A 24,809-nucleotide genomic window follows, 5' to 3' on the forward strand; every position below is an offset into this window, starting at 1 on the left:
GGGCCTCGCAGAGTACCTGAATCAATAGTCGAAGCTACAGCTCCGCTTTGCGGGTTGTTTTTCTCATCAAATTCTAATGTTCCTCCCGCTGTCCTCTCATGTTCGGGCGTTATAGTTACTACATGAGCAGCACAGAATGAACTTAGGAGGCGTTATAGATGAACAAAAAGATATGGAGCAGTATGGCGGCGGCAGCATTGATTCTCGGAGGTGCTTACGGCATCGGTGAGGTTAGAGGCGGTACGGCAGAAGCGGCTGCAGCCGTGCAGAGTCAGAGCAAGACGCTGATTGGGATAAGCAAGGCTGAACAGATCGCTCTGAAGGCAGCGCCAGGACAAGTTGAGAATATTGATCTTGAAAAGAAAGCCGGCAGCATGTATTACGACATCGAGATTCAGCAGACCAAGCAGGAAACAGAGGTCCGGGTCGATGCTTATACCGGTAAAGTGATCAGTGTGCGCAAGGATGCTGACGATGACCGTGACGATAATAACACGGCGGCTACGGCGCCAAGCGGTAAGATGATTACCGCAGCCAGAGCGGCTGAGGTGGCAGCAGCTTCAGTAAAGGGAACAGTAGCGGAAATTGACCTGGACCGGGACCATGGCGGCGCTGTGTATGAGGTAGAGATCCGCAACGGACAGGTCTCGACAGAAGTGGGAGTCGATGCGTATACGGCGAAGATTGTGTACACGGATGTAGACTCCGAGGGCGATGACGACTGAGCAGTAGGCACTATAGAGAATTTAGCATATGTACAAGAGGCAGCCGTTGCAATCCGGCTGCCTCTTTATGGTGAGCAAGGTCCCCGCAATTCACCGGGCAACCGCCGAAGCGGAAGACCTGATTAGCGGGACACGGGAGGTACCTTAACCTACTGCTTCGCTCCCGTATACACATGTACGGCATCCCGCAGGAACTCTGCCATTCCCGGACGGCGCTTGTCGTAATAAGCGGTGAAGCGCTCGTCATCGACATACATCTGAGCTACGCCTGCATGGGCTTCCTTGGTGTAAGTATCCCAATAGAAGCTGAGCCACTGGCGGTGCAGGTCCGCTGCCTTCTGCGCAAGCTCGCTTGCAGCATCCCCGTCCTCCATCGCCTGTTCGAGCGACGCGAACATGTCCGCTTCGAGCTGCTGAATGGCAGCGTACTGCTCCTCGGTCATGTTCTTCAGCTTGCGGTTCGACTTCTCGACCGCTTCCTCACCGTATTTCTCCCGGATCTCCTGACCGTACTTCTGCTCGTTATCCCCGATCAGCTTCTGCTTGAAGCCTGTGAATTTCTCCTCATTACTCATTGTAATTCTCCCTTCTGCGAATGCAATGCTCTGCTCGACGTTCGCGATCAGCTGGTCCAGCTGCTGTCTCCGCTGCAATAGCTTGTCATGGTGCTCGCGCAGGGCGCGCGCTCCATCGAAGGAAGGCGAGTTGACAATGTCCCTGATCCCCTCCAGGCTTAAGCCCAGCTCTCGGTAAAAAAGAATCTGCTGCAGCCGGTCCACCTCAGCCTGGCCATAGATCCGGTATCCCGAGGAATTGATTCTGGCCGGCTTCAGAATGCCGAATTCATCGTAATACCGCAGGGTCCGCGTGCTGATGCCCGCGAGCGCCCCCAGCTTTTGAACAGTGTACTCCATGGTCTGTCTCCTCCCAGCTCTGTCTTGGCGTGTACAGCATGGACAGCTTCCGCGTCCCCGCCGTGTAAGCTGCTGCTTACAGAATTCACTCTACACCTTTACGTAACGGCAAGGTCAAACCTTATTTTTATGACGACAAGTACAGACGACTTCGCTGTCCTCTTGGAAGGCCGGCACCGTTTCGGCGAGACATAGAAGTGTGAGTTATCATGTGAAACCTATAAATTCTGGCGTAATCTTTTAAAGAAAACCGCCTTAGCGAAAAGGCGGTTCATTGAGCGGTCATTTTCAGTTGGCTGAATCACTTCTTGTACTAAGCTGCTTAAATACCGCGTATTCCTTACCGGACTTCATATAACTTAATATCTTCCCGGCACATTCCACCGGACTGAGCTCTTCCGTATTTACTTCGAAGTCATATTCATCAAAGCAATAGACTTCGCTAAACTGTGAAGCTGCAAGTCCCGCCCTTCGATCTCCTCTTGCCTGCTCTCTTCTGATGAGCTCTTCCTGCGAACATAATACACCTATGAATAGCACAGGCTGATCAGAAAATTGATCATGAAATTCATTAAACCGCTTGCCATTGTCGATTACGGTATCCACAATTACATTAAAACCCAGTTCCAATAACAATTTAATGGTCGAATGGTACACCGAGAATATGGAATCATCAAGGATTTGTGAGACGACTTGATGATCTATTTCTTTTGGGGGATCATCCGGAAATTTATTGTTAATAAAATCGTTGTAATTATTAAAAAAATCATCAACGGATAAATGATAAAAAGGAATCTCTTGCTGATTGGTTAGTTCAGTCGATATGGAGGTCTTCCCGGAGCTTGAAGTTCCATTCAGATAGACTAATAATCCTTGCGTCAATGTAGTCCCATCCCTTCGCAAAATAATCATTGCCGCTGCCTTGGCGGATGATGAAGCCTGTCTACTTCTTGCCGAGCTGGGCGGCGAAATAGGCCTGTAGTTCAGCCAGCTTCCGGGGGTCAGCCAGCGCATCCTCAGCAGGGAAGTAATGCTCGGCTACCAGCTCCCAGGTAGGAACGATTTTTTGGGCGTTCATTGCTTTGATTGCAATCTTGACCGTCTTGCGCTCCCTCGCGTTCGAGAAGGTATCGACATAGTGCTGCGACCGCTCGAAGTCCAGTTCGCTGAAGACCGCACGGAAAATTTCTGCCGTCATCTTGGCATCGTCCAGCGCGCGGTGCGCCGAACCGGAAGGCTCAAGGCCAAACAGGGCCATGGCGCCTTCGACGCTGATATCATTGCTGAGGCTGCGGGCTCGCAGGACCCCTTTGAGCAGATCGAAGTAGGTGGCTTCCATCCAGTAGGAGTCATCCATCTTGTGCATCCGCACATCCTGGATAATCCGCTTCATATCCTCGCCGCCCCAGGTCAGCAGCAGTACGCCGTCCGGGCTCTGCTCCAGCCAGGCTCTGAAGGCGGTAATCACCTTCGGGAACCGGCTGGCGACGTCGATATCCTCTTGGGGGATGCCGGTTTTTTTCTTAATAAAAGAATTCAGGGTGGAGAAGTATATGGGTTTGATCAAGGCTGAGAATTCATCCTTAACCTGCAATGAAGCGTCTAACCGGACCGCTCCGATCTCAATGACCTCCATAGGATGCTCGCTGGCAAATTTGCGGCCGTTGAATTCGATGTCCAGAACAATATAATCCACAGGTAATGCCTCCGTTTCAGTGACTGGCGCTAGAATTGCACGGAAATGCGCCGACAATTCTATTTTAACAAAAAAAGAGCTTGTGTGGGAAATTCGGCGGTGAAATGGCAGATTGATGCAGGATCGGCGGTCCTTCGGGGACTGAACAGCCCGGTACTTGCCTGAAATCGTGCAGAAGTGCGGCAGGAGGGCCGGAATTGGGTATTAGACTTAGATAGTCTGTTTTCCATTAAGGTCTGTAGAAACAGGAGGGATGGATGTGCGGCTGTATGTGACCGTCAAAAGCCTGGGCAAACGCAAGCCGGTGCTGGAGCGGAAGGAATTGTTGCTCGGGAGGACTCCTGCTACGGTGAAGGAGCTGATTGAAGAGGTCGTGCTTCAGCAGGTGCAGGGGCTTGTGGACAGGCAGGGCCGCGGTGAGGTGCTTCCATTCCTTACGGGTGCGGAGATTGGGGAGCAGGGAGAGAACGGCAAGGTCGGCTTCGGTACGGTTTATAACGGTGAGCCGCCGGTTGCTGCTGAAGCGGTTGCTGCGGCACTGCTTGCTTTTGAGGACGGATTATATAAGGTGTTCCTGCAGGAGCGGGAATGTGCCTTGCTTGAGGAGCCGTTGCAGATTGGGGAGGGGGATGAGCTGGTATTCATCCGGTTCACCATGCTGGCCGGAAGGCTATGGTAGGAAGACTACGTAGAAGGGGGAACAGAATATGGCGGTAAGTAAAACGGAGGATCTGGAAGCGCAGTGGTATGCGGAGATGGAGGAGAAGGCGCGGGGGCTGGATGAAGAAACGTCAGGACTTGCGTCTATGGTTATCGGACTCAGCAGGCTGAGTTATTTAGGCGGTCAGGAGGATGAGAGTAAGGCATGCATGGAACGGCTGTGGACACTGGCTGGCGGCTGGACAGAACAAATATACGAACCGCTGCTGGAGGCTGTCAGGAAGCTGTTCAGCCCTTATACCGCCGGGGTTATGAACTACATAGTCGGGCATTGTACGGAGTATCCATATAGCAGGGGATACGCGCGCAGACCTTACCGTACCCGAAGTCTTGCGCTGCACAGTGCACAAATCCTAAGCAAGCTGAGCTCGCTGATCCTCATGGAGCGGCACGGTTTCGTCCTTGGAGAGTATCTGCGCAAAAAGGACAATGATACGGATTACAATGAGAGTTACCGCTTCAAGCTGGTCTTAAGCGATGTCATTGCCTGTGAGCTGGACCGTGAGGACAGCAGCGAGATGCTGGAGATCCTGAAGGAAATGGTCTACGGCGATAACCAGGCAGCAGTGCTCAGCTTCGAGGTGATCAAGGGAGTATTCATGAGTCACCGGCAGGAAGCGGTGGTTATGCTGGGCGAGCTGCTGCTGGCTGCCAGGCTGCAGGAGGGACTGCGCCAATCGCTGGTAGAACGGATGGATGAGGGGACGCTGGATAACAATCTGTATATGCTGAAGCTGATTCTGGATAATGATTTCGTCCGCTACAGCTCTGTCGTGCGCGCGCTGGGCGTGTGGACGGGAATGGGGCTGGAAGCCCAGAATCAGCGGGTGGCCAAGAGCCTGATTGAAGGGGCCTATCTGGTTCTGACGGATGAAGCGGTGAGGACAGCGTGGCTGGAGGATGCCAACGCGCATCATGTCTACCTGAGCCTGTGGGCGACAGCCGTATATGAGGAAGAGGATCTGTATGGACGGATTGAGACGCTGATGGCCAAGGGGCAGCTCTATCAGCGGATTGTGGCCCAGTATGTGCTGGCGAACAGCCAGCACAGTGAGCTGCGGCTGGAGAGTGCCCGGCAATCCCTGGAGGAGCAGGATCTGGAGCTGCAATACTGGGTGCTGACCAATTATTCCTACGGATACAGCAGGCTGTGGAGACCGGATAAGAACGGGCCGAAGCTGGACGTGCAGCGTTCTCCGCAGCTTGAGGATAAGGAGGCGCGGCAGCGCGATTTCACTGCCCTCAAGGCCATGTTCCTGCGCGCGCCCCAGCGTGAATTAACCATAGAATCCAAAGTGCTGAATTTCGTTCAGGTGAACTATACCCCGGAGCTTCCGGTGCGCAAAATGCTGTATCTGACCGCATATGATATGGACAATAGCTGGATTGCTGAGCTGATTGCGCTGAAGGATGAGCTGACTCCTGATCTGCGCGGCGAGCTGCTGGCCAGCTTCATCAGTGATCCGCTGGATCCGGTGCAGCGTGAATTCGTGTTCGCCAGTCTCGGTGATAAAAGCATGAAGAACCGTGAACTGGCTCTGGAGCAGGCCAAGGAGTGGACGCTGGATGCTGAGGAACTGGTGCAGGCAGAGGCGCTGCTGAAGCTGAAGACCGGATCGCTGCGCCAGAACGTGACCAGGCTGCTGCTTAACCAGCCGGATGCTGCCTTAGAAGGAAGCATCGGGAGGCTGCTGCAGGTGAAGAATGGCCTGCAGCGTCTGGCCGCACTGGAGATGGTGACGGTGCTCTTCGAGGATGAGCAGCGTAGCGGCGTGTACGAGACGGTGCGTCCCTGGGTGGAGGCGATTGCTGAGCCTGCGGCGAAGGAACGGGAGCTCATTGCGAAGCTGGGCCGCAGGAATGAATATACCGCAGCCAGCGGGTTTGGATTGTTCAACCCGGATGAAACGGAGCCGTGGCTGACCAGAGGACCCCAGCCTGGAGCATTCCGCTGGGAGGAAGTGTTCTCCCTGCCCGTGGAAGAGATCAGGACCTTCCTGCAGGGGCTGGATGAGCAGATTCATGAGCAGCGGGATACGGAATATGTCAGCGAATTCTATTCCGGACAGAAGGAGACTCTGCTGATTGGTGCACTACTGCGTACAATGAAGTGGGTTTCAGCCCGGGATAGAGAAGATTCTGAATCCCTGCTGGAGGAGTATCCGCTTCATGAGCTATGGTCGGCTTACCTGGAGCAGAGCGGCTGGAATCCAAGAATGCTGCTGGAGCTTAACTTCTATATCCTGCTGGAGGATCTGGATGACACGCTGGACCGCTATTTCAGGTACTACAGAGGTTCGATGGATTACCAGGAGATGAGGAAGCATAAGCTGCTGGAAGGCTGGCGGGCGGAATTCACGGAGCAGATCTATCCGCTGCAGACCATAAGGGAGGTAACCGGGCTGCTGGACGGGCTGCGGTACGGGAAGCAGGCGGAGACTCTGATCAGAGCATTCTATACGGACAGTGTCAAGCAAGACAACTTCAGCCTTGCCAACGGGGCGCTGAATGCACTCCTGGCCGCGATGCCGGAGGACAAGCTGGAGAGTGAGCCGACGCTGCTGAATGTGCTTGCCCAGCCATGGCTGAGAATGATGCGGGACCGGGCGCAGGAGCCGGAGGAGCGCAAGGAGCTGTTCAGATCCTTGTATACATTCGACCGGATGAATCCGGAGGATGCCAGTACGGTGCTGGAGCTGTATGATTATTTGAAGGCTTTTGAAGCCGGATGGATCGGCGAAGGGGAGTTATACAAAGAACTGCTTGCCGGCCAGAACAACCGTAACCACATGCGCACTCTTACCGGGCGCCATGTGGACTGGATTAACGAGAGTGAACAGATTGCCGGAATCCGCAAGGTGCTGATTGACCGGCTGCTGGAAATTGAGCTGGTCCGCGGAGAGCTGCCGACTGAAGTGACTCCGCTGGCGATGGGGCTGCAGCGGATCGAGGGCATGGAGTACTTTGTCCGTATTCTGGCAGGCCTGGACAAGGAGACCTTCATTCGGGGGTATGTATATGGCTACGGGAACAGTATCACGAAGAAGGAATCCTTCAGCCATCTGCTTAAGATCAGCCATCCCCGGGAGGGTGAAGATGCTGCGCTCCTGCGGACGATGCTGAAGGACTCCGGTATTACGGAGAAGCGGCTGCTGGAAGCTGCGATGTATGCACCGCAGTGGATTGAGATTATCTCGGGTTATCTGGAATGGGAAGGCATCCGCAGCGCCGCCTGGTATTTCCACGCCCACATCAACGAGAGCTTCTCGGCGGAGAAGGAGACCGTGGTGGCGCATTATTCGCCAATCACGCCGCAGGACTTCAACGATGGCGCCTTCGATGTGAACTGGTTCCGGTCCGCTTATGAGACGCTTGGACAGAAGCGCTTCGATCTGCTCTATGACTGCGCGAAGTATATCTCCGCAGGCGCCAACCACCGGCGTTCCCAGCTGTTCGCCGATGCGACGCTGGGCAAGCTGAAGCTGGAAGAGATGAAGGAGTCCGTTCTGCTGAAGCGTAACAAGGACCATCTGCTCAGCTACAGTCTGATTCCGCTCGGCAAGAACCGGGAGCAGGATATCCGGGAGCGCTATGAGCTGATCCAGCGCTTCCTGGCAGAGAGCAAGAAGTTCGGTGCACAGCGGCGGGCGAGTGAGGGGCTGGCTGCACGGATTGCTCTCGGCAATCTGGCCCGCAATGCCGGATATGCCGATGTTACCCGGCTGATGTGGGATATCGAAGCCCGCAAGCTGGATGAGCTGAAGCCATACTTCGAGCCTCACGCGCTGGATACCGATACCACTGCCCAGCTGGTCATTGATGAGCAGGGACAGAGTGAGCTGGTCATCACCAGTAAAGGCAAAGTGCTGAAGTCGGTACCAGCCCGCTTGAAGAAGGATGCGTATATCGAAGCGCTGAAGGAAACGCGGAGCGAGCTGACCGCCCAGTTCCGCCGGGCGCGGCTGGAGCTGGAGCGCTCGATGGAATCGGGCAGCAGCTTCACGCTGCAAGAGATTAACGGGCTCAGCAAGAACCCGATCCTGGCACCGCTGCTGCGCGGTCTGGTCCTGAAGAGCGGCAGCACGCTGGGTTACTTCACGGCTAGTCCGCCTGCACTGGCGGCTCCTTCCGGTGAGCAGGCTGCTCTTACGGATAAGGATGAGTTATTCATCGCTCATCCGCTGGATCTGTATAACAGCGGGCAATGGAGCCTGTACCAGAAGGATCTGTTCGACCGGCAGCTCAGCCAGCCGTTCAAGCAGATCTTCCGGGAGCTGTATCTGCCAAATGCGGATGAGCTGGCGAATGGCGGCGTGTCCCGCCGCTATGCGGGCCATCAGGTACAGCCGCGCAAGACGGTTGCGCTGCTGCGGGAGCGACAGTGGACGGTCAGCTATGAAGAAGGGCTGCAGAAGGTATTCTACGGCGAGAATCTGATTGCCAGGCTGTACGCGATGGCGGACTGGTTCTCTCCGGGGGATACGGAAGCACCGATGCTGGAGACGGTCCAGTTCTTCGACCGGACTACGTACAAGAACGTTATGCTGGATGAGGTACCGCCCCGGCTGTTCTCGGAGGTGATGCGGGATGTAGATCTGGTCGTCAGCGTGGCCCATGTCGGCGGAGTCGATCCGGAAGCCAGCCTGACAACGGTAGAGATGCGCCGGGTCATCGTTGGGGAGTCGCTGCGTCTGCTGAAGATCGGCAACGTCCGGGTGGACGGCAGTTATGCCCGCATCGACGGCTCGCTGGGCGAGTATGCGGTGCATCTGGGCAGCGGCCAGGTGTACAAGCAGGCGAGTGGGGCATTGTTCATTATTCCGGTGCATTCCCAGCATCGGGGCCGGCTGTTCCTGCCGTTCCTGGACGAGGACCCGCGTACGGCGGAGATTCTCTCCAAGGTCGTGCTGCTGGCTGAGGACACGAAGATTAAGGACCCGGAGATTCTGGCGCAGCTGAAAGCTTAAGGCGCAGAATCTGACCGAATTACAGAAATCACCGGCGCCGAAATTTAGGGCGCCGGTGATTTTGGTATGCAGATGATCATGTATCATCCGGCGCACGATTAACGGGGAGAGTACGCGAATGGTTCTGCAAGAGTATCAGAAGCAGACTTTCCGTAAAGGAAATGCAGGTGTAAACGTAGAATAGTAAATGTAAAAAGGAGGAAGATTTATATTCGAATACAAATTTGTGCGGATTGAAAAGAAGAATACTGGATTTCTTCAAGGGCCAACTGAGAACTATCAGGAGATTATACATACTCATGCAGCGGAGGGATGGCGGTTCGTTCAGTTTGTTATCATGCCCAGCGCACAGGCTGTGGGGTTTCCGGAATATTATGAGCTGATTTTTGAGAAATTAGCGGAGTAGGTCTATTGGAGTAACCAGCGTGGAGTGCCTACCTTTTAATTGTATTTCATACAGTTAAAAGTGGCGGAAGACCGGCTTTTGTCGGGTTAACTGTATTCCATACAATTAAAAATAGGGGGAAGTCCTCTTTTGTGGAATATGTGGATTTTTAACTGTAGAAAGTGCAATTAAAGTCCTGGGAGCGGGGAAATCGCTCGTTATAGTTGTACAAAATACAGTTAGAGCTTGGGCAGCACGGTTTCGGGCATATGCCCCCCTGCTAACGGTCCCGGATCACATGCCCGATCCCCGGGGTGATCTCGCTGAAGCCGGCCATGTGGCGGGAATGGCAGGGGACCGGACGGGCGCTGCCAACCATAATAATATTGCGGAGGTCGGCGTTGCCTTCTGCCGGGAGGGCGAAGGATCGGGTGTAGGGATATACTTCGCTGAGCGTGGTGTGGATGGCGCTGATTAGCCGGTCATTGCCGCTGCGGCCCATCAGGTTCATGATCATCGCCCCATGTCCATGCAGTTTATCCCGGGTAAGCCGGAAGAACTCCAGCGAGGTGAACTGCGGCGGTGTTCCGGCTGCGGTGAAGGCATCCAGCAGGATGTAATCGTAACGATGGCCCTCTTCCTCCTCCAGCAGGCTCCGGCCGTCACCGATCAGAACATTGTCCTGATCGTAACCGAAATGGGTTCTGCTGTAGTCCACAACCTTCGGATTAATCTCAGCCACCTTGAAGCGCTTCTCCGCACAATACCCGGCAATCGTACCAATCCCATGCCCGATCAGAAACACATCCTCGAAGTAAGGATTACCCGCCTCCATCAGATGGATCATCGCCCGGGGATACTCGAAGACCACCCGGCGCGGGTGATCCAGATCCAGTGCGCCTTGAACCGCTTCACCCGAGAATTGCAGCACCCGGAACCGTCCAGTCTCGCCATACAGGCCAGTCGTATCGTAGACCTCAATGTCCTGAGAGTCATTAGTATCAGTAGTAGAACTCGACAATGGATGCAAGCGGATCAGACTCCTTACACAGATGAGATTCGTTTATATTCGTTCGGTGTAACACCGACAACCTTCTTGAACAATTTATTGAAATAGGCCGGGTCGGGATAGCCGACTTCGGAGCCGATTTCATGGATTTTGAGATCCGGGGCGTTCTTCAGCAGCAGCTTGGCCTTACGGATACGGATCTCGATCATATAGTCCGTCAGCGTGAGACCGGTCTCCTGCTTGAACAGCTTGCTTAAATAGCTTGGCGTAAGATACACCATCCCCGCAAGGGTATTCAGATCTGCGTGCTGATTGTAGTTGGCCGAGATCCAGCGCTTGATTGTCTCTACAGCCGTGCCGGACATCTCCAGCCGGTGGGTACGGATGCTGTTCAGGGCTGAGGCGAAGGAGGAAACGAACTGTTCTTCCATCTCTGCAAAAGCCATACACTTCTCCAGCTGCTCCTCCAGTGACGCGCTAATCCCCTTCCGGTAGGCCCCGCTGAATTCCGGCACTTCATGACGGGCAAGCTCCCCGATCTCCCGGCAAATCCGGAGAATCTCTTCTGGACACACGGTCCTGAGCGCGAGCTCCGAGAACAGCTTATGAATCCATGACAGAACACCTTCGACATTCAGAATCTGCAAATCATGGACCAGAGGTTCACGGTAAGCCGCCAAAAGCTCAGACCCTGCCTGATCCGGCAGGATCAGCTCTTCAATAGTAACATAATGCAGCGGCCGGGATTGATAAATCCCCTGGTCACAGCCCTGCCTGGCCTCCAGATAGGCAGCTCCAAGCTTGGCTGCATCGGCATAGGACCGGCTTATGCCGGCATGGAGCCTGTGGCCTGCCCCCGCAGCCTGCATAGACTCCCGGATCTCCAGCAGTTGATCCGGTGTCAGCGGCTGCGCAGAGTACCAGACCCAGGCTTCTAGTCCCTGGCGCAGCTCCAGCACATCGAAGCACTCTCCACATTCTTGCCGCAGCAAATCAGCACAGGCACAGACGGCTGCGGGCGAATCCCCCTTTAGCACAAATACGGAGAAATAAGCCCCCGGCAAGCTAAGGCTGGAGAGCAGCAATGCTGAAGGCTCTTCGATACGCAGAATGGAGAGCAGTATCCCGGTACGGTGCCGCGCCTCCTTCTCGCGCAGCAGCGTACGTTCCTTATCCAGATTATGGAGTATTTCGAAGAGCTGCTCTTTGTTAATCGGCTTCAGCAGATAATCCACTGCCGAGCTGCGGATGGCTTCCCGGGCATAATCGAATTCAACGAATCCGCTCATCAGCAGGGAATGGATATGGGGGTGACTGGATTTGAGCAGCCGGATCAGCTCCAGCCCGCCAATCTGCGGCATGCGGATATCTGTAATCAGGACATCGAACTGGAGAGAAGGAAGCTCGTCCAGCAGCTGTTTGCCGTCAGGATAGGTGCGGATGACGGCGAATTCGCTGCTCTCCTTGCTGATCATCCGGGCCAGACCCTCGCGGATCAGGACTTCATCATCTACGATTACAATACGCAGCAAGCCGGATATCCCCTTTCAAAAGACATAATGTGCAGGTTGCCATGTTTCCGTTCAATTCTCCATAGGGCGGGAGAGATTCTCGATTCTTAGCATGACACGGGTGCCTGTGCCGGATTCGCTCTCGACCCGCAGCCCATACGGGCTGCCGTAGTCCAGCCGGAGCCGTTCATTCACATTCCTCAGGCCGATGCCGAATTTCTCGCTGTCCGCCCCGCCTGTCAGGGTATGGTTCAGTGTGCGCAGCGTAGCTTCATCCATGCCGACTCCGTCATCTTCAACGCAGAATACGGCACTTCCGCCCTCTAACCAGCCGGTAATGTGGATGGTGCCCGGGCCTTCCTTGGGCTCCAGGCCGTGAAAGACGGCATTCTCAACGATCGGCTGGAAGACCAGCTTAATCACCGGCAGGTCCAGCAGGGCAGCCGGGACGTCTATCTTCATGCTGAACTTATCGGGAAACCGGATCTGCAGCATATCCAGATAATTGCGCGTATGATCGAGCTCCTGCCGGATGGTCACGGTCTCTTCGCTGCGGACAATCCCGTAACGCATCTGCATCCCGAGCAGATAGGTCAGCTTCGCCACCCGCGGATCATCGCTGCCTTCGGCCAGCATACGGATGGATTCAAGGGTATTATAGATGAAATGCGGATTGATCTGGTTCTGCAAAGCCCGCATATCAGCCCGTTGCTTACGTTTCTCTGTCAACTTCACTTCCTGGAGCAGATCTTTGATGCGGATGATCATCCGGTTGAAGTGGCTGCCCAGGATGCCGATCTCATCATTGTACCTGGGATGCAGCCATACCTCCAGATTGCCGTGCTGTACCTGCTTCATCAGGCGGACCATGGATTTCAGCGGCTTCGTCAGGGCATGGGAGATGAAGGTGGCGACGATCAGGGCAAAGGCGATAATCGCCAGAGTGGTGAGAAGCTGCGCATTGCGGGTGGTCTCCACCGGTGACAGGATACGCTCCAGCGGAATGGAGACCAGTGTGGTCCAGCCTGTCTTGGCCGATACGGTGTAGACAGCAAGAAATTTCTTGCCGTCCAGCGTAATCTGGAAATGCCCCCCGGGCCCGCTTACATGCTGTAGGAACTTATCCGTATGCTTCTCCAGCAGGCCGGAGCCGCCGCTCCGATCATCCGGGCTGGCGTATAGGAGTTCGCCCTTATCATCGACAATCAGCGTATCGCCCTGGGTTACGGCATTGACCGGGTCAACGATGCCCTTGAACAGGCTGATATGGATATCGAACACAATAATGCCAATCTTCTGGAGCGAGCTGACCGAACTGACGGTACGCAGAATGCTGAAGACCTCCCGGCGGTCCCCGGCGTTCACACGGATCGTATGCCTGCCCTGAACTACGGGGGCTACGCCGGACTCGGTGAGGCTCTGCCACTGCGCCAGCCGCTCCTCCGGGAACAGCTCGCTGATTCCCGAGCTTTTGTCATAATAGACAGAGCCGTATTTATCCACCAGGTACACAGCAACAATCTCTGCTTTTGTATGATTCAAATAGCTTAGGAACATCGACATGCCTGTGTTTTTGTCCCAATCGGTCCCCTGCTGCTCCAGATAATACTGGACATCGGTGTTGTAGAGCGGGAGCGCCGTATACCTCTTCAGGTCCTCGACATAACGGTCAATGGTCCCGGAGGCGCTGTCTGCCATCTGTCCGGCACTGTCCGTTGCATTAACCAGCACGGAGTTGAAGGTGGAACGGGAGGAGAGATAGCTGACATAGGTGATCGGCATAGAGATCAGAAAAATAAACACGACAATCAGCTTGCGCTCCATAGGCAGATTGGCCAGGAACAGCCAAAGCGTCCGCGGAAATCTCCGGATATAGGATACCACTGTGTTGTTCCTTTCTGTTCAATCCCCTACTTCACCGCGCCGTTCGTTACGCCTTCGAAGATATAACGCTGCAGGAAAAAGTAGAGGATGACTGTGGGCAGCAGGATCAGCAGGATCGCCGCACAGATCAGATTCCACTCACCGGAGTTGACCCCCTGAAAGCGCATGAGGATCGTCGTCACCACACCCAGGCTCTGCTTGGGCATATAGAGATAGGGGATGTACATGTCATTGTATATGCTGATCGTCTTCAGGATGACGAGCGTAGCTGTCGCCGGTGTCAGCAGCGGGAAGATGATCGAACGGTAGATTTTGAACAGGGAAGCCCCTTCAACCATGGCATTCTCGTCGAGATCAAACGGGATATTGCGGATGAACTGCAGATAGAGAATGATCTGGATCACATCGGCCCCGATGTAGAGCACAATGGGAGCGCCGAGCGTGTTGTAGAGCCCCATATTTTTGATGATGCCGAAGGTGGCGACCTGGGTGGTGATGCTCGGAATGATGGTGGCGATCAGGTACGCACCGAACACAACCGGCTTCAGCTTAAAAGAAAAGCGGCCCAGTACATATGCCACCATTGTGCCAAACAGAATGTTCAGGGTCAATGTAATTATAATGATGATCAGGACATTGCCGAAGCCGCTGAGCAGCCCGCCGCGCTGAAAGACCGCAATGAAATTGTCGAAGTTCAGGAAGCTGTGCGGCAGAGCCATAGAGCTGCTGCTGTTGAACTCATCCGTGGATTTGAACGCATTGACGATTACGACATACGGCGGGAACAGCACTACGAAGACGCCGATCAGCAGCGTGAAATATTTGAACAGGTCTTTGAAGCGCAATTTGGAATGTTCCATGGCTATTTCTCTCCTCCCCGGCTAAGAACCAGTTGTTGTACCAGAAGTACGATGACCACAAAAAAGAGCAGGATAATGCTCATCGCCGAGGCCAGGCCGTAGTTATTGAAAGCGAATGCTGTGTCCACCACGCGCTGGACATAAGTCTGGCTGGCGCCCGCAGGGCCGCCTTTGGTGAGTACGAAGGGCAGGTCGAATACTTCAAGCGCTCCGGTAACGGTCAGGAACAGGTTAAGCTGAATGACGGCCTTCATATTCGGCAGGGTAATTCTCCAGAGGGTCTGCATGGAGCCAGCGCCGTCAATTTTGGCCGCTTCATAGATGTCGCGCGGAATGGCCTGGAGGGAAGCAATGTAAATCACCATATTGTAGCCCATGAACCGCCAGAAGCCGGTGGAGGCGAGCGAGTAGTTCACAAGTCCTTCGGTGCCGAGCCAGCTGGTCTGTCCAAGGCCGGTCAGGCCGATGCTGTTCAGGAACAGATTGAGTGAGCCATTGGTCGTGTCGAAGACATAACCGAACATGAAGGCAACGGCAACACCATTCATAATGTAGGGCAGGAAGAGCATGATGCGAAAAGCGTTCCTTCCCCGCAGCCTGCTGTTCAGCACAACGGCGAAGTAGATGGCTACTATATTCTGAAGGATGCCCATGACGAAGTAGGCGAAGTTATGGGTGAAAACTTTGAAAATATCGGGATTGCTGAATACCTCACGATAGTTGTCCAGACCTACCCAAGGCTTCTCGGGACTATATCCATCCCAGTTCGTGAAGCTGTAATAGACCAGCTTCAGCGCCGGATAGTACGTGAAGGTGGCGAGAAGGATCAGCGGGACCAGCAGAAAGGAAACGATGATGATAGTCTTCTGCTTGTTATAGGACAGTGTTCCGAACAATGGCGTACCCTTCTTTCCTGTGAGCTGTAAGTAAGGCTGACGACAAAATGGATTATCCGGGAAGAGCGATAATCCACCTTGCGCCGGATGTCTAGTGCATCAGGCTGCTTAAGTAGCAGCAGGGCAAATAAGATTTCGGGGTCCCCGGAAAGTACCTGAGTAATCTTCGATGCTAGAACTACACTTTGTGGGGCTGTTCTAGTAGCCGAGGTCTTTTTTGGCTTTGGCCCAGGCCTTGTTCCATTTGTCGAAGACCGTCTGCGGATCTTTGGCCAGCACGAATTCCTGAGCCATTGCCGGGAGGTCGAGCTGTGCCTTGTTAGTAATTTCAGTCACCTTGGCATCATCAACTGTACCTTCTTGCAGAACTACGCCGGTGGACTGGAATTCCTTCAGCTGGGTCAGCTTGGATTCTCTGCCCTTGAGCGGTGAGATGAATCCGGCAAAATCCTCATAGCCTGATTCTTCAATCATCCATTTCACGAACGCCTTGGCCGCATCGGTATTCTTGCTGTTCTTCGCTACGGCATAGAAGAAGTCAGGGCTGAGCGGAGCGGTCAATGTACCCGAATTGTCATAAGGGAGAGGGAAGAACCCTACGTTGTCGGAAGTGGTTCCGGCACCGATCACCTGATTGATCACCCAGTTGCCCAGGAAGTACATGGCGAACTTACCCGAGGCGATATCTTTCTTGGATTGCTCCCAGTTGGTGGAGTTGATGTCTTGTTCCAGGTAGCCTTTCTCGTTCAGCTCTCTGAGCAGGCCAAGCGATTTGCCGTATCCATTGTCCATAGTAAACGGAGCATCTTGGGTCAGCTTCTCGTTAGGGAAATCAGGGTTGCCGGCAATCACGCGTGGAACAGCATATACCCAGTCATTGAGCGGCCATTTGTCCTTGAAGTTGGAGGCGAGCGGAACGACACCTTTGGCCTTGAGCTTCTCGCAGGCTGCGAGGAATTCATCCCAGGTCTTCGGAACTTCGGTAATTCCGGCATCGGCGAAGGCCTTCTTGTTATAGACAATCCCCGAGGTGGAGTTACCGGAAGTAATGCCGTACAGCTGGCCCTCATGGGATTTGAAATCTTTGAATGTCAGCTGGTCGTTCAGCCCCAGATCATCGAGCGGGGCAAAATATTTGGGCAGGTCAGAGTTGGGGATGTTGGGCACGAACATCACGTCAGGCAGCTCGCCGCTGGCCATTCTGACCTTGGCCTGCTGGTTATAGTCCGTCTGGGAAGCCTCGAATTCTACCTTGATGTTCGGAAATTTCTCATTAAAGCGCTTCACATATTCGTCATACTCTTTGCCGATCATGTCGGTTCTGTTGGTCAGGAAGATGATAGTGCCGCTGATGTCCCCGCCGCTTGGTGCGGCCGGTTCAGTGGTTGCCGCTGCCGGATCTCCGCCTGTGTTCCCGGGAGCGCTGGTTGCTGCTGCAGGCTCCTCTGTAGTTGCTGCTGTGCTGTTATTGTTGTTAGCACCGCAGCCGGTCAGGGATAAAGTGAAAATCATGATAATAACAAAGGATAACGAAAATAACTTGTTTCTCATTGTTCAGTCCCCTTTTCGTTTATTGTTAGCGTTTACATGATTAGTATAGCTTGATTTCACGCTAGGATAAATGCGTTCATTTATTATTTATTGTCTTTATTTGTTCTGTTTATCAGATTATAATAAAGGTACTGCTAACAATAAAATAACAAAATATAATGATGGTAGTTACAGCGTAGGAGTGTCAGAACTTATAGTATGCTATCCAAACTTTTAGGAGGACTTATGAAACGACTGCAAATCGGCCTGACGAACTGGGAATTTAGAGCCTGCGGGGATGAAGCGTGGCTTCCAGCGATAGTACCGGGAACGGTACATACGGATCTGCTCCGGAACGGAGTAATTGAACAACCCTTCTATGGAACCAATGAGCATGACCTGCAATGGATCGACAAGAAGAATTGGGAATACAGAACGGTATTGACCTTAGAAGAGGCATGGCAGACGCTGGCGGTCACGGAGCTTGCATTCTCCGGGCTGGATACGTATGCCGATGTATATGTGAATCACGTTCATGCGCTGTCGGCGGACAATATGTTCCGCTCCTGGACTGTGAATGTGAAAGGTCTGCTGCAGGCCGGAGAGAATGAGATCCGCATTGTATTCCGCTCGGTGGTGACCGAGGATCTGCCGAAGCTGGCACAGCTGGGTTACGATCTGCCGGCACCGAATGACCAGTCTGAGCTGGGCGGGCTTCAGGAGCAGCGGATCAGTGTGTTCGCCCGCAAAGCGCCGTATCACTACGGCTGGGACTGGGGACCGAGATTCCTGACCAGCGGCATCTGGCGTGAAGCGGTGCTTACAGGCCGGGACCTTGCGGATATTCAGGATCTGTACATTCGTCAGAATGCGGTGAGCGTGAAGGAAGCGCGGCTGACGGCATTGGTCGAAGTAGATGCCCCGGAAGCCTGGAGCGGGCTGCTGCGCGTGAGCGCCGAAGGGCAGGAATGGATGAAGGCGGTTACGCTTGTTCCGGGCAAGCAGCAGTTGGAGCTGGAGCTGGTTGTTGACAGTCCGCGCCTGTGGTGGTGTAACGGGCTGGGTCTACCTGAACTGTACCAATTCCGTGCAGAGCTGCTGCAGGGGGAGGAAGCTGTGGCCGTGTCGGAAGTTACGACAGGGCTGCGGGACATCAAGCTGGTCCGGAAGCCGGATGAGCATGGGGCTTCGTTCCATTTTGAGCTGAACGGGGTGCCGGTCTTCGCCAAGGGGGCTAATCATATTCCAAATGACAGCTTCATCACTGAGGTTACGGAAGAACGCTACCGCCATGAGATTGCTACGGCAGTGGAATCCAATATGAATATGCTGCGTGTGTGGGGCGGCGGATTCTATGAAGAGGAAGTGTTCTACCGGCTGTGTGATGAGTACGGGCTGCTGGTCTGGCAGGACTTCATGTTCGCGTGCAGCATGTATCCGGGGGATGAGCCGTTCCTGAATAATATCCGCGAGGAAGCGGTATATAACGTCCGCCGATTGCGCAATCACCCTTCTATTGCTGTATGGTGCGGGAACAATGAGATTGACTCGGCTTGGTCGCAGTATGAGGAGCATATGGGCTGGGGCTGGAAAGAGAAGCTGAGTGCTGATATCCGCCAGACCTTGTGGGCCGCGTATGAAGAAATCTTCCACAAGATTCTGCCCGAGGCCGTTGCCGCGAATCATCCGGGTATGGATTACTGGCCGTCCTCCCCGCTGCGCGAGTTAACCCGTGGCCAGGATCAGCACGCTACGCGGATTATGGGTGAAGGAGATATCCACTACTGGGGCGTATGGCACGGGATAGAGCCGTTCGAGAACTATAACCTTAAGGTGGGCCGCTTCATGAGTGAATATGGCTTCCAGTCCTTCCCGGAGCTGAAGTCGGTACTGAGTTATGCGGAAGAAGAGGAGCTGGCACTGGAATCCAAGGTCATGCTGGCGCATCAGAAGAACGGACGCGGCAATCAGCTAATCAAGGAATACATGGATATGTATCTGCCGCAGCCTAAGGACTTCCGGGGCTTCCTCTACATGAGCCAGGTGCTTCAGGCAGAGGCCATCCGTATGGCGATTGAGAGCCACCGCCGGAACAAGCCTTATTGCATGGGCACGCTGTACTGGCAGATGAATGACTGCTGGCCGGTAGCTTCCTGGGCGGGCATGGACTATTACGGGCGCTGGAAGGCGCTGCAATACACGGTGCGCCGGAGCTTCAAGGAAGTGCTGCTGTCCATTGACGGCACAGACGCGGAGACACTCAAGGTTCACGCCGTCTCCGACCGGCGTCAGGCGCTGGACGGCGAGCTGGTGGTCCGGCTCCATGACTTCAGCGGTGCGCTGCTGCGGGAATGGTCGCAGCCGGTAACATTGGCTGCGGATTCGGCAGCGGTAGTATTAACGCTGCCGGTTGCTGAACTGCTGGAGGGCCGGGACCCGGCTCAAGTGCTGCTGGTAGCTACCCTGCTGGAGGGCGGGCAGGTGCTGGAGCGAGGAGAAGTGCTGGAGGACAGGCAGGAGCTGGAGCGAGGGGAAGTGCTGGAGGACAGGCAGGTGCTGGAGGGCAGGCAGATGCTGGAGCGAGGGGAAGTGCTTGAGGGCAGGCAGATGCTGGAGCGCAAAGAGCATTACTTCGCGGCAGCTAAGGATATTTCGCTGAGCAAGCCGGTGATCACGGTGACGGAGGTGCCGGGCAGCGCCGGGAAGAGCTTCACGCTGAGCAGCGATGTGCTGGCGCGGGGCGTGCATTTGACCGTAGAAGAAGAAGGAATCTTCTCCGACAACTTCTTCGACCTGCTGCCGGGCGAGCCGAAGACCGTGGAATTCCTGCTGAGAGGCGGCGGCACCGGCGGAGCGGACTTCACGCCCGCGGCACCGGCCGGACTTGTGGTCCGCTCGATGGCGGATTATATCTAGCCTTCGGGTGATGCAGGAAGCTAGGAGCAGGTATAGCAGGTGCGCAAGTCTGTGCCTGCTACCGGCTCAACGCTGATAACTGAACAGCAATAGAGGGAGCCGGGGATACTTGGGCTTCCTCTATTGCTGTTCTTTTTGCTGCGTGGAAACATTGGGGTGCCGGAAGTGGGCGTCAGGCGGGAAGGAGGAGCAGAAGTGCACCTTAATTTGTTGGAAGTGGGCGTCAGGCGGGAAGGAGGGGCAGAAGTGCACTTTAATTTGTTGGAAGTGGGCGTCAGGTGGGAAGGAGGGGCAGAAGTGCACTTTAATTTGCTGGGAGTGGGCGTCAGGCGGGAAGGAGGAGCAGAAGTGCACCTGAATTTGTTGAAAGAGGGCGTCAGGCGGGAGTGAGGAGCAGAAGTGCACCTGAATTTGCTGGAAGAGGGCGTCAGGCGGGAAGGAGAGGGATAAATCCCTCTGAATTTGCTAGAAGTGGACGATACGCCGGAAGGAGAGGGATAAATCCCTCTGAATCTGCTGGAAGTGGGAGATACGCCGGAAGGAGAGGGAAAAATCCCTCTGAATTTGCCGGAAGTGGGCGAAACGCCGGAAGGAGAGGGATAAATCCCTCTGAATCCGCCGGCAGTGGGCAATACGCCGGAAGGAGAGGGAAAAATCCCTCTGATTTTGTCGGAAGTGGGCGATACGCCAGTGTCGCTGGCAGATGAGGAGCGGCTAGAAGCTGCCTGTTATATACTCTGCGTTTAACGCAAAGCAGCGCTCCCCAGATAACTGGAGGAGCGCTGCTTTTTCTGGAAATAGGGTTCGCATGTGAACACACGACTGTTCCCAGGCTGTCCCCTGACTGTTCCCAGGTTGTTCCTGGCGGTTCCGCCGAATGGGCTTGTGAGTCCGGCTCTATGCTTGTGAGTTCGGCTCCATGCTTGTGCGACGGCTCTACTCCTTCAAGCAGGTTCGATGTACAGTTCGTTCAAGATATGCTTAGTGCGATAAGTTTGCGCAGGAAGCGCTGCCGCGGTGAAGTCCTCGACTTCCTGCTGCTCTATATCGTACATGACCTCGATTTCCCGGGCGAAGAGAAGGTGCCCCTCGGCCATTAACTCCGGCAGCGCCGGGATTGCGGCTGGAATAAGGGGTGTTGTGGTTAACTGCTGCAGTGCATCCACGTAGTTTTGCAGGGTCCGGGAGCCCACGAGCTTCACGCCTTTGTTCTCTTCATTGACCATGACGAGAGTCGGGAAGCCGCGTACGCCGAGCTGGGCCACTCTCTGGAAGTCTTCCTCCAGCAGATCCTGCGCCGCCTCAAGCGCGGAGGCCTGAACGATGTCATCACCGGGTAATCCAAGCCCGTTCACAATATCAATGAGCACCTGCTCTTCTCCAATATTCCGGTTGAACACGAAGACGGCTTCTCTTGCACGCCGCAGGAAGGCATGTTCGTTCCCCGGATGGCTGCTCTGAATGACTTTGAACACTCTGGAGGGAGGATAGGAGGACTGGACCGGATTGCTCAGCCACAAGGTACCGTCAATGGGCATCCGGTAATGTTCCCCGACTTCCTTCCAATGTCCTGCCACATCAGCAGGCTGCTGTATGCCGTTCGCACGGTCCGCGAAGCCGTTCCAGCCAGCCAATAATCCGCCCATAAGGAGCTGTACTTTGAAGTATTGACCATATTGCCGGATGAACCGGTTCAGGGTAGGCTCAATCGCCCAGCAGTGTGAACAAATCGGATCTGTAGCATAATAAAGAGTAATAGCAGGCTGCTGCGGGTTGAAATCTATCATTTGGGTATGTTCGTCCTCCTCGCCGACACCACATACACCAGTCTTAAGATCACAGATCATAGGGTTCGTATTCATAAGTTGCTGCTACCTCGCTTTCTTTTAAAGTGTAGCTGAAACGTATGCCGTCCTTCCAAAGGATATCGTAGCCGTTTCTACTTGAGTATGATTATAATAGCTGTAACAATATTAACAAGTACTATTGTTTTTAATACCTAGTATACTAAATATACCTAAGGAGGGGTCTGGATGAAATATGAATTTAATCTGGCGGAGCTGTGTCCTGCCACTTTTGCTTTTCATGTCATCAGCGGGAAATGGAATCTGCCTATTCTGGCTTTTCTAAGCGAAGGCGAGCCGATCCGGTATAACGAATTAAAAAGAAGGCTGCCCGGCATCACAGGGACCACATTAACAAATTGCCTCAAAGACCTCATAGACAACGGTATTATCCATCGTGAGCAGTATAATGAGGTGCCTCCGCGCGTGGAGTATTCTCTCACTCCATCCGGTAAGGAATTAGTTCCGCTCATTGAAGACATTGTGGCCTGGGGAGCCAATAATATACATGTACTAGGCGAACGGAACGGTTAGGAAGTTCTCTGCCGTGAATCCTTCCTTTCCGGTTGACTTGCGCAGAACCCGCCCCTATGATGATAAATAATATGTAACATTAGCGCTCGCACACAGAGGAGAGAAACAGCATGGCTATGGAGATCGAACGCAAATTCCTGCTGCCGGAATACCCGGAGCGGCTGATTCAAGAAGGACAGCTGAAGGTGCAGACCCGTCACAGCATTGACCAGACTTATCTCGCGATTGAAGACGGACAGGAGCTGCGGGTGCGCAAGATAACCGATCTGGATACAGGTGAGGTTACTTACACACATACATTCAAGGATGGCAAGGGCATCAGCCGCCAGGAGATCGAATATGCCATCTCTGCCGGTATTTATAACCAGATGATTGAGGCAATGAAGGCAGTTCCGCTGGTCAAAACCCGGATTACAGGCGTATGGAACAACACCACTGTGGAGATAGATCTGTACACGCAGCTCGAGCTCACGGTGCTGGAGGTTGAATTCGATTCGCTGGAGGAAGCGGAGAGCTTCACCGCCCCGGAATGGTTCGGCCAGGATGTCAGTACGGAGAAGAAGTACAGCAACAAGACCGTCTGGAAAGAGCTTCAGAACAAATAACATGAAGCGCGTCCCATGAAAAGATAGACAAGCACCAACAGCTAACCATCATTTTGAATAGAATAAGCGGACTTTAGCGCGTAAACGTGGTACTATGTAGAGTAAATTAAAGAGGGGTTCAGGAGGATGAGGCAGGCATGGAGTATATAAGCACAAGAGGCAAGGTGGCAGCCAGAGGCTTTATTGATACGGTTCTGATGGGGCTGGCGGATGACGGCGGGTTGATGGTTCCTGCTCGGATTCCGGTGATTTCCCCTGAGAAGCTGGAGGAATGGAGAAGCCTGAGCTTTCAGGATCTATTCCTTGAGATTTTCTCCTACTATACCAATGATGAAATTCCCTATGATGACTTGAAAAAAATGGTCTACACCAGCTACGGCAATTTCCGCGCTCCGGAGGTTACGCCGCTGCACCGGGTGAATGATTCCCTGTATGTACTGGAGCTGTTCCACGGGCCGACGTTTGCCTTCAAGGATGTGGCACTGCAGTTCATGGGTGAGCTGTACTCCTACATTGCCAAGGTGCGGGGCGAGATTATCCACATTCTCGGCGCAACCTCCGGCGATACCGGAGCGGCTGCCATCCAGGGTGTCCGCGGCAAGGAAGGCATCAAGATCTGTATCCTTCATCCGCACGGTAAGGTCAGCAAGGTGCAGGAGCTGCAAATGACCACCGTGGATGACAGCAACGTGCTGAATCTGTCCGTGGAGGGCAATTTCGACGACTGTCAGAAGATTATCAAGGAGCTGTTCGCCGACCTCGACTTCAAAGGGCGGTATCACCTGCGGGCGATCAACTCGATCAACTTCGTGCGTATTCTGGCGCAGTCGGTCTATTATTTCTATGCGTATCTCCAGCTTGAAGGCAGTGACCGCAAAAAAGTGAATATCAGCGTGCCTTCGGGCAACTTCGGCAATATTTTCTCAGGCTTCCTGGCGCAGCGAATGGGACTGCCGATCCACAAGCTGATCATCGCCACCAATGAGAACAACATTCTCGAACGGTTCGTCGTCACCGGCGAATACAAACCGGGCAGCTTCACAGGCACCTACAGCCCGTCGATGGATATCCAGGTAGCGAGCAATTTCGAACGCTATCTGTATTATCTGCTGGACGGGGATGCGGAGAAGCTGTCCGCGTATATGGCAGCCTTGCAGAGCGAGGGCGCCATTACTGTGGACGGCGAGCTGTTCGCCCGCGTGCAGGAAGATTTCTCCGCGCTGGGCGTGAAGAACGCACAGTGCCTGGAGACCATCGGCAGATACGAGCAGGAATACGGCTACCTGCTGGACCCGCATACCGCCTGCGGCGTAGCAGCGTATGAGAAGTTCAGCACCCCGGAGGAGACGAGCATTGCCTTCGCTACGGCACATCCGGCCAAGTTCGACGAGGCGATTGCCCTGACCGGCATCAAGCAGGAATTCCCGGCGCAGATTGCTGCCCTGTTCGAGCAGCCGCAGCATCAGGTCGTGGTCGATCATGACAAGGCGGAGATTGTATGCCAGCTTCAGGCTTTTTACGGTTAGAATAGCTGCGGGTCTGGAGTGACTCGCCGTCTGAATAGTAACAAACAGCCCGGCTCCGAGTAGAGCTGGGCTGTTTGTTTATGCTTAGGATAAAAGACTCATGAAAGACAAAGCGCCTCTATTTATGCAGGTGCTTTTTTTCACAAGCGAAATCTAGCGGAATTTGTCGGAAATTACGGCGGAAAAGTGGACATACCTACCACGGAGTGAGAAAATAGCTGTTATAGCGCAGTATTAGTATACGTTGATCATGGGAAACATATAAAATCTTATATTTACAAAAAAGG

At 54.1% G+C, this 24,809-nt stretch carries 18 protein-coding genes; 8 read left to right on the forward strand and 10 right to left on the reverse strand.

The window, feature by feature from the left end; genetic code table 11:
• Positions 1–158: 158 nt before the first annotated feature.
• Positions 159–725, forward strand: coding sequence for a PepSY domain-containing protein (locus KDC22_RS04270; protein WP_173136868.1), 567 nt, complete (start codon positions 159–161; stop codon positions 723–725).
• A gap of 149 nt (positions 726–874) precedes the next feature.
• Here KDC22_RS04270 and KDC22_RS04275 read toward each other — a convergent pair whose 3' ends face one another.
• From KDC22_RS04275 to KDC22_RS04285, 3 genes are all read right to left on the reverse strand, one after another.
• Positions 875–1,639: a MerR family transcriptional regulator gene (locus tag KDC22_RS04275; protein ID WP_211722172.1), complete on the reverse strand. Its 765-nt coding sequence runs from the start codon at positions 1,637–1,639 to the stop codon at positions 875–877.
• Positions 1,640–1,927: 288 nt separating this feature from the next.
• On the reverse strand, positions 1,928–2,521 hold the full coding sequence (locus KDC22_RS04280; protein WP_211722173.1) for a chloramphenicol phosphotransferase CPT family protein: 594 nt from the start codon (positions 2,519–2,521) through the stop codon (positions 1,928–1,930).
• Positions 2,522–2,582: 61 nt separating this feature from the next.
• Positions 2,583–3,335 (reverse strand): 3'-5' exonuclease, encoded by a 753-nt coding sequence (locus KDC22_RS04285; RefSeq protein ID WP_173136862.1) that lies wholly within the window; start codon positions 3,333–3,335, stop codon positions 2,583–2,585.
• 253 nt (positions 3,336–3,588) lie between these two features.
• Here KDC22_RS04285 and KDC22_RS04290 point away from each other — a divergent pair, with 253 nt between their 5' ends.
• The 3 genes from KDC22_RS04290 to KDC22_RS04300 all read left to right on the forward strand — a co-directional run bounded on the left by KDC22_RS04290 (position 3,589) and on the right by KDC22_RS04300 (position 9,428).
• Entirely contained in the window at positions 3,589–4,014 is a 426-nt protein-coding gene (locus KDC22_RS04290; protein WP_216857370.1) for a hypothetical protein, read from the forward strand.
• Positions 4,015–4,042: 28 nt separating this feature from the next.
• Positions 4,043–9,022: a DUF4132 domain-containing protein gene (locus KDC22_RS04295; protein ID WP_211722174.1), complete on the forward strand. Its 4,980-nt coding sequence runs from the start codon at positions 4,043–4,045 to the stop codon at positions 9,020–9,022.
• Positions 9,023–9,230: 208 nt separating this feature from the next.
• Positions 9,231–9,428, forward strand: a complete 198-nt coding sequence (locus KDC22_RS04300) for a DUF4177 domain-containing protein (protein WP_173136825.1) — start codon at positions 9,231–9,233, stop codon at positions 9,426–9,428.
• A 259-nt stretch (positions 9,429–9,687) separates the two neighbouring features.
• On the opposite strand, the gene KDC22_RS04305 is transcribed toward KDC22_RS04300, so the two are convergent.
• The 6 genes from KDC22_RS04305 to KDC22_RS04330 all read right to left on the reverse strand — a co-directional run bounded on the left by KDC22_RS04305 (position 9,688) and on the right by KDC22_RS04330 (position 17,118).
• Positions 9,688–10,437, reverse strand: coding sequence for a spermidine synthase (locus KDC22_RS04305; RefSeq protein ID WP_246553286.1), 750 nt, complete (start codon positions 10,435–10,437; stop codon positions 9,688–9,690).
• Between the two features lie 14 nt (positions 10,438–10,451).
• Positions 10,452–11,948, reverse strand: coding sequence for a response regulator (locus KDC22_RS04310; protein WP_246553288.1), 1,497 nt, complete (start codon positions 11,946–11,948; stop codon positions 10,452–10,454).
• Positions 11,949–11,999: 51 nt separating this feature from the next.
• The gene (locus tag KDC22_RS04315; RefSeq protein WP_211722175.1) at positions 12,000–13,811 is read right to left on the reverse strand and encodes a cache domain-containing sensor histidine kinase; all 1,812 of its coding nucleotides are present in this window, start codon (positions 13,809–13,811) and stop codon (positions 12,000–12,002) included.
• A gap of 26 nt (positions 13,812–13,837) precedes the next feature.
• Entirely contained in the window at positions 13,838–14,671 is an 834-nt protein-coding gene (locus KDC22_RS04320; RefSeq protein ID WP_173136820.1) for a carbohydrate ABC transporter permease, read from the reverse strand.
• Positions 14,672–14,673: 2 nt separating this feature from the next.
• Positions 14,674–15,567 carry a carbohydrate ABC transporter permease gene (locus KDC22_RS04325; protein ID WP_173136819.1) on the reverse strand — a complete coding sequence of 298 codons (894 nt, stop codon included), beginning with the start codon at positions 15,565–15,567 and terminating at the stop codon, positions 14,674–14,676.
• Between the two features lie 198 nt (positions 15,568–15,765).
• Positions 15,766–17,118, reverse strand: a complete 1,353-nt coding sequence (locus KDC22_RS04330) for an ABC transporter substrate-binding protein (RefSeq protein WP_211722176.1) — start codon at positions 17,116–17,118, stop codon at positions 15,766–15,768.
• Positions 17,119–17,343: 225 nt separating this feature from the next.
• Between KDC22_RS04330 and KDC22_RS04335 the strand changes: the two genes are divergently transcribed.
• Entirely contained in the window at positions 17,344–20,013 is a 2,670-nt protein-coding gene (locus KDC22_RS04335; protein WP_246553290.1) for a beta-mannosidase, read from the forward strand.
• A gap of 944 nt (positions 20,014–20,957) precedes the next feature.
• Here KDC22_RS04335 and KDC22_RS04345 read toward each other — a convergent pair.
• Positions 20,958–21,875, reverse strand: coding sequence for a DsbA family protein (locus KDC22_RS04345; protein WP_211722177.1), 918 nt, complete (start codon positions 21,873–21,875; stop codon positions 20,958–20,960).
• Between the two features lie 171 nt (positions 21,876–22,046).
• Between KDC22_RS04345 and KDC22_RS04350 the strand changes: the two genes are divergently transcribed.
• The 3 genes from KDC22_RS04350 (at position 22,047) to thrC (ending at position 24,522) form a co-directional block, all read left to right on the forward strand.
• Positions 22,047–22,391, forward strand: coding sequence for a winged helix-turn-helix transcriptional regulator (locus KDC22_RS04350; RefSeq protein ID WP_211722178.1), 345 nt, complete (start codon positions 22,047–22,049; stop codon positions 22,389–22,391).
• 110 nt (positions 22,392–22,501) lie between these two features.
• Positions 22,502–22,996: a CYTH domain-containing protein gene (locus KDC22_RS04355; protein WP_173136814.1), complete on the forward strand. Its 495-nt coding sequence runs from the start codon at positions 22,502–22,504 to the stop codon at positions 22,994–22,996.
• 137 nt (positions 22,997–23,133) lie between these two features.
• A complete protein-coding gene (gene thrC / locus KDC22_RS04360; RefSeq protein ID WP_211722179.1) occupies positions 23,134–24,522 on the forward strand; it encodes a threonine synthase in 1,389 nt (462 codons plus the stop codon).
• Positions 24,523–24,809: the final 287 nt, after the last annotated feature.

Origin of the sequence: Paenibacillus tritici, from assembly GCF_018207515.1 — a bacterium.
Lineage (GTDB): Bacteria > Bacillota > Bacilli > Paenibacillales > Paenibacillaceae > Paenibacillus_AQ > Paenibacillus_AQ tritici.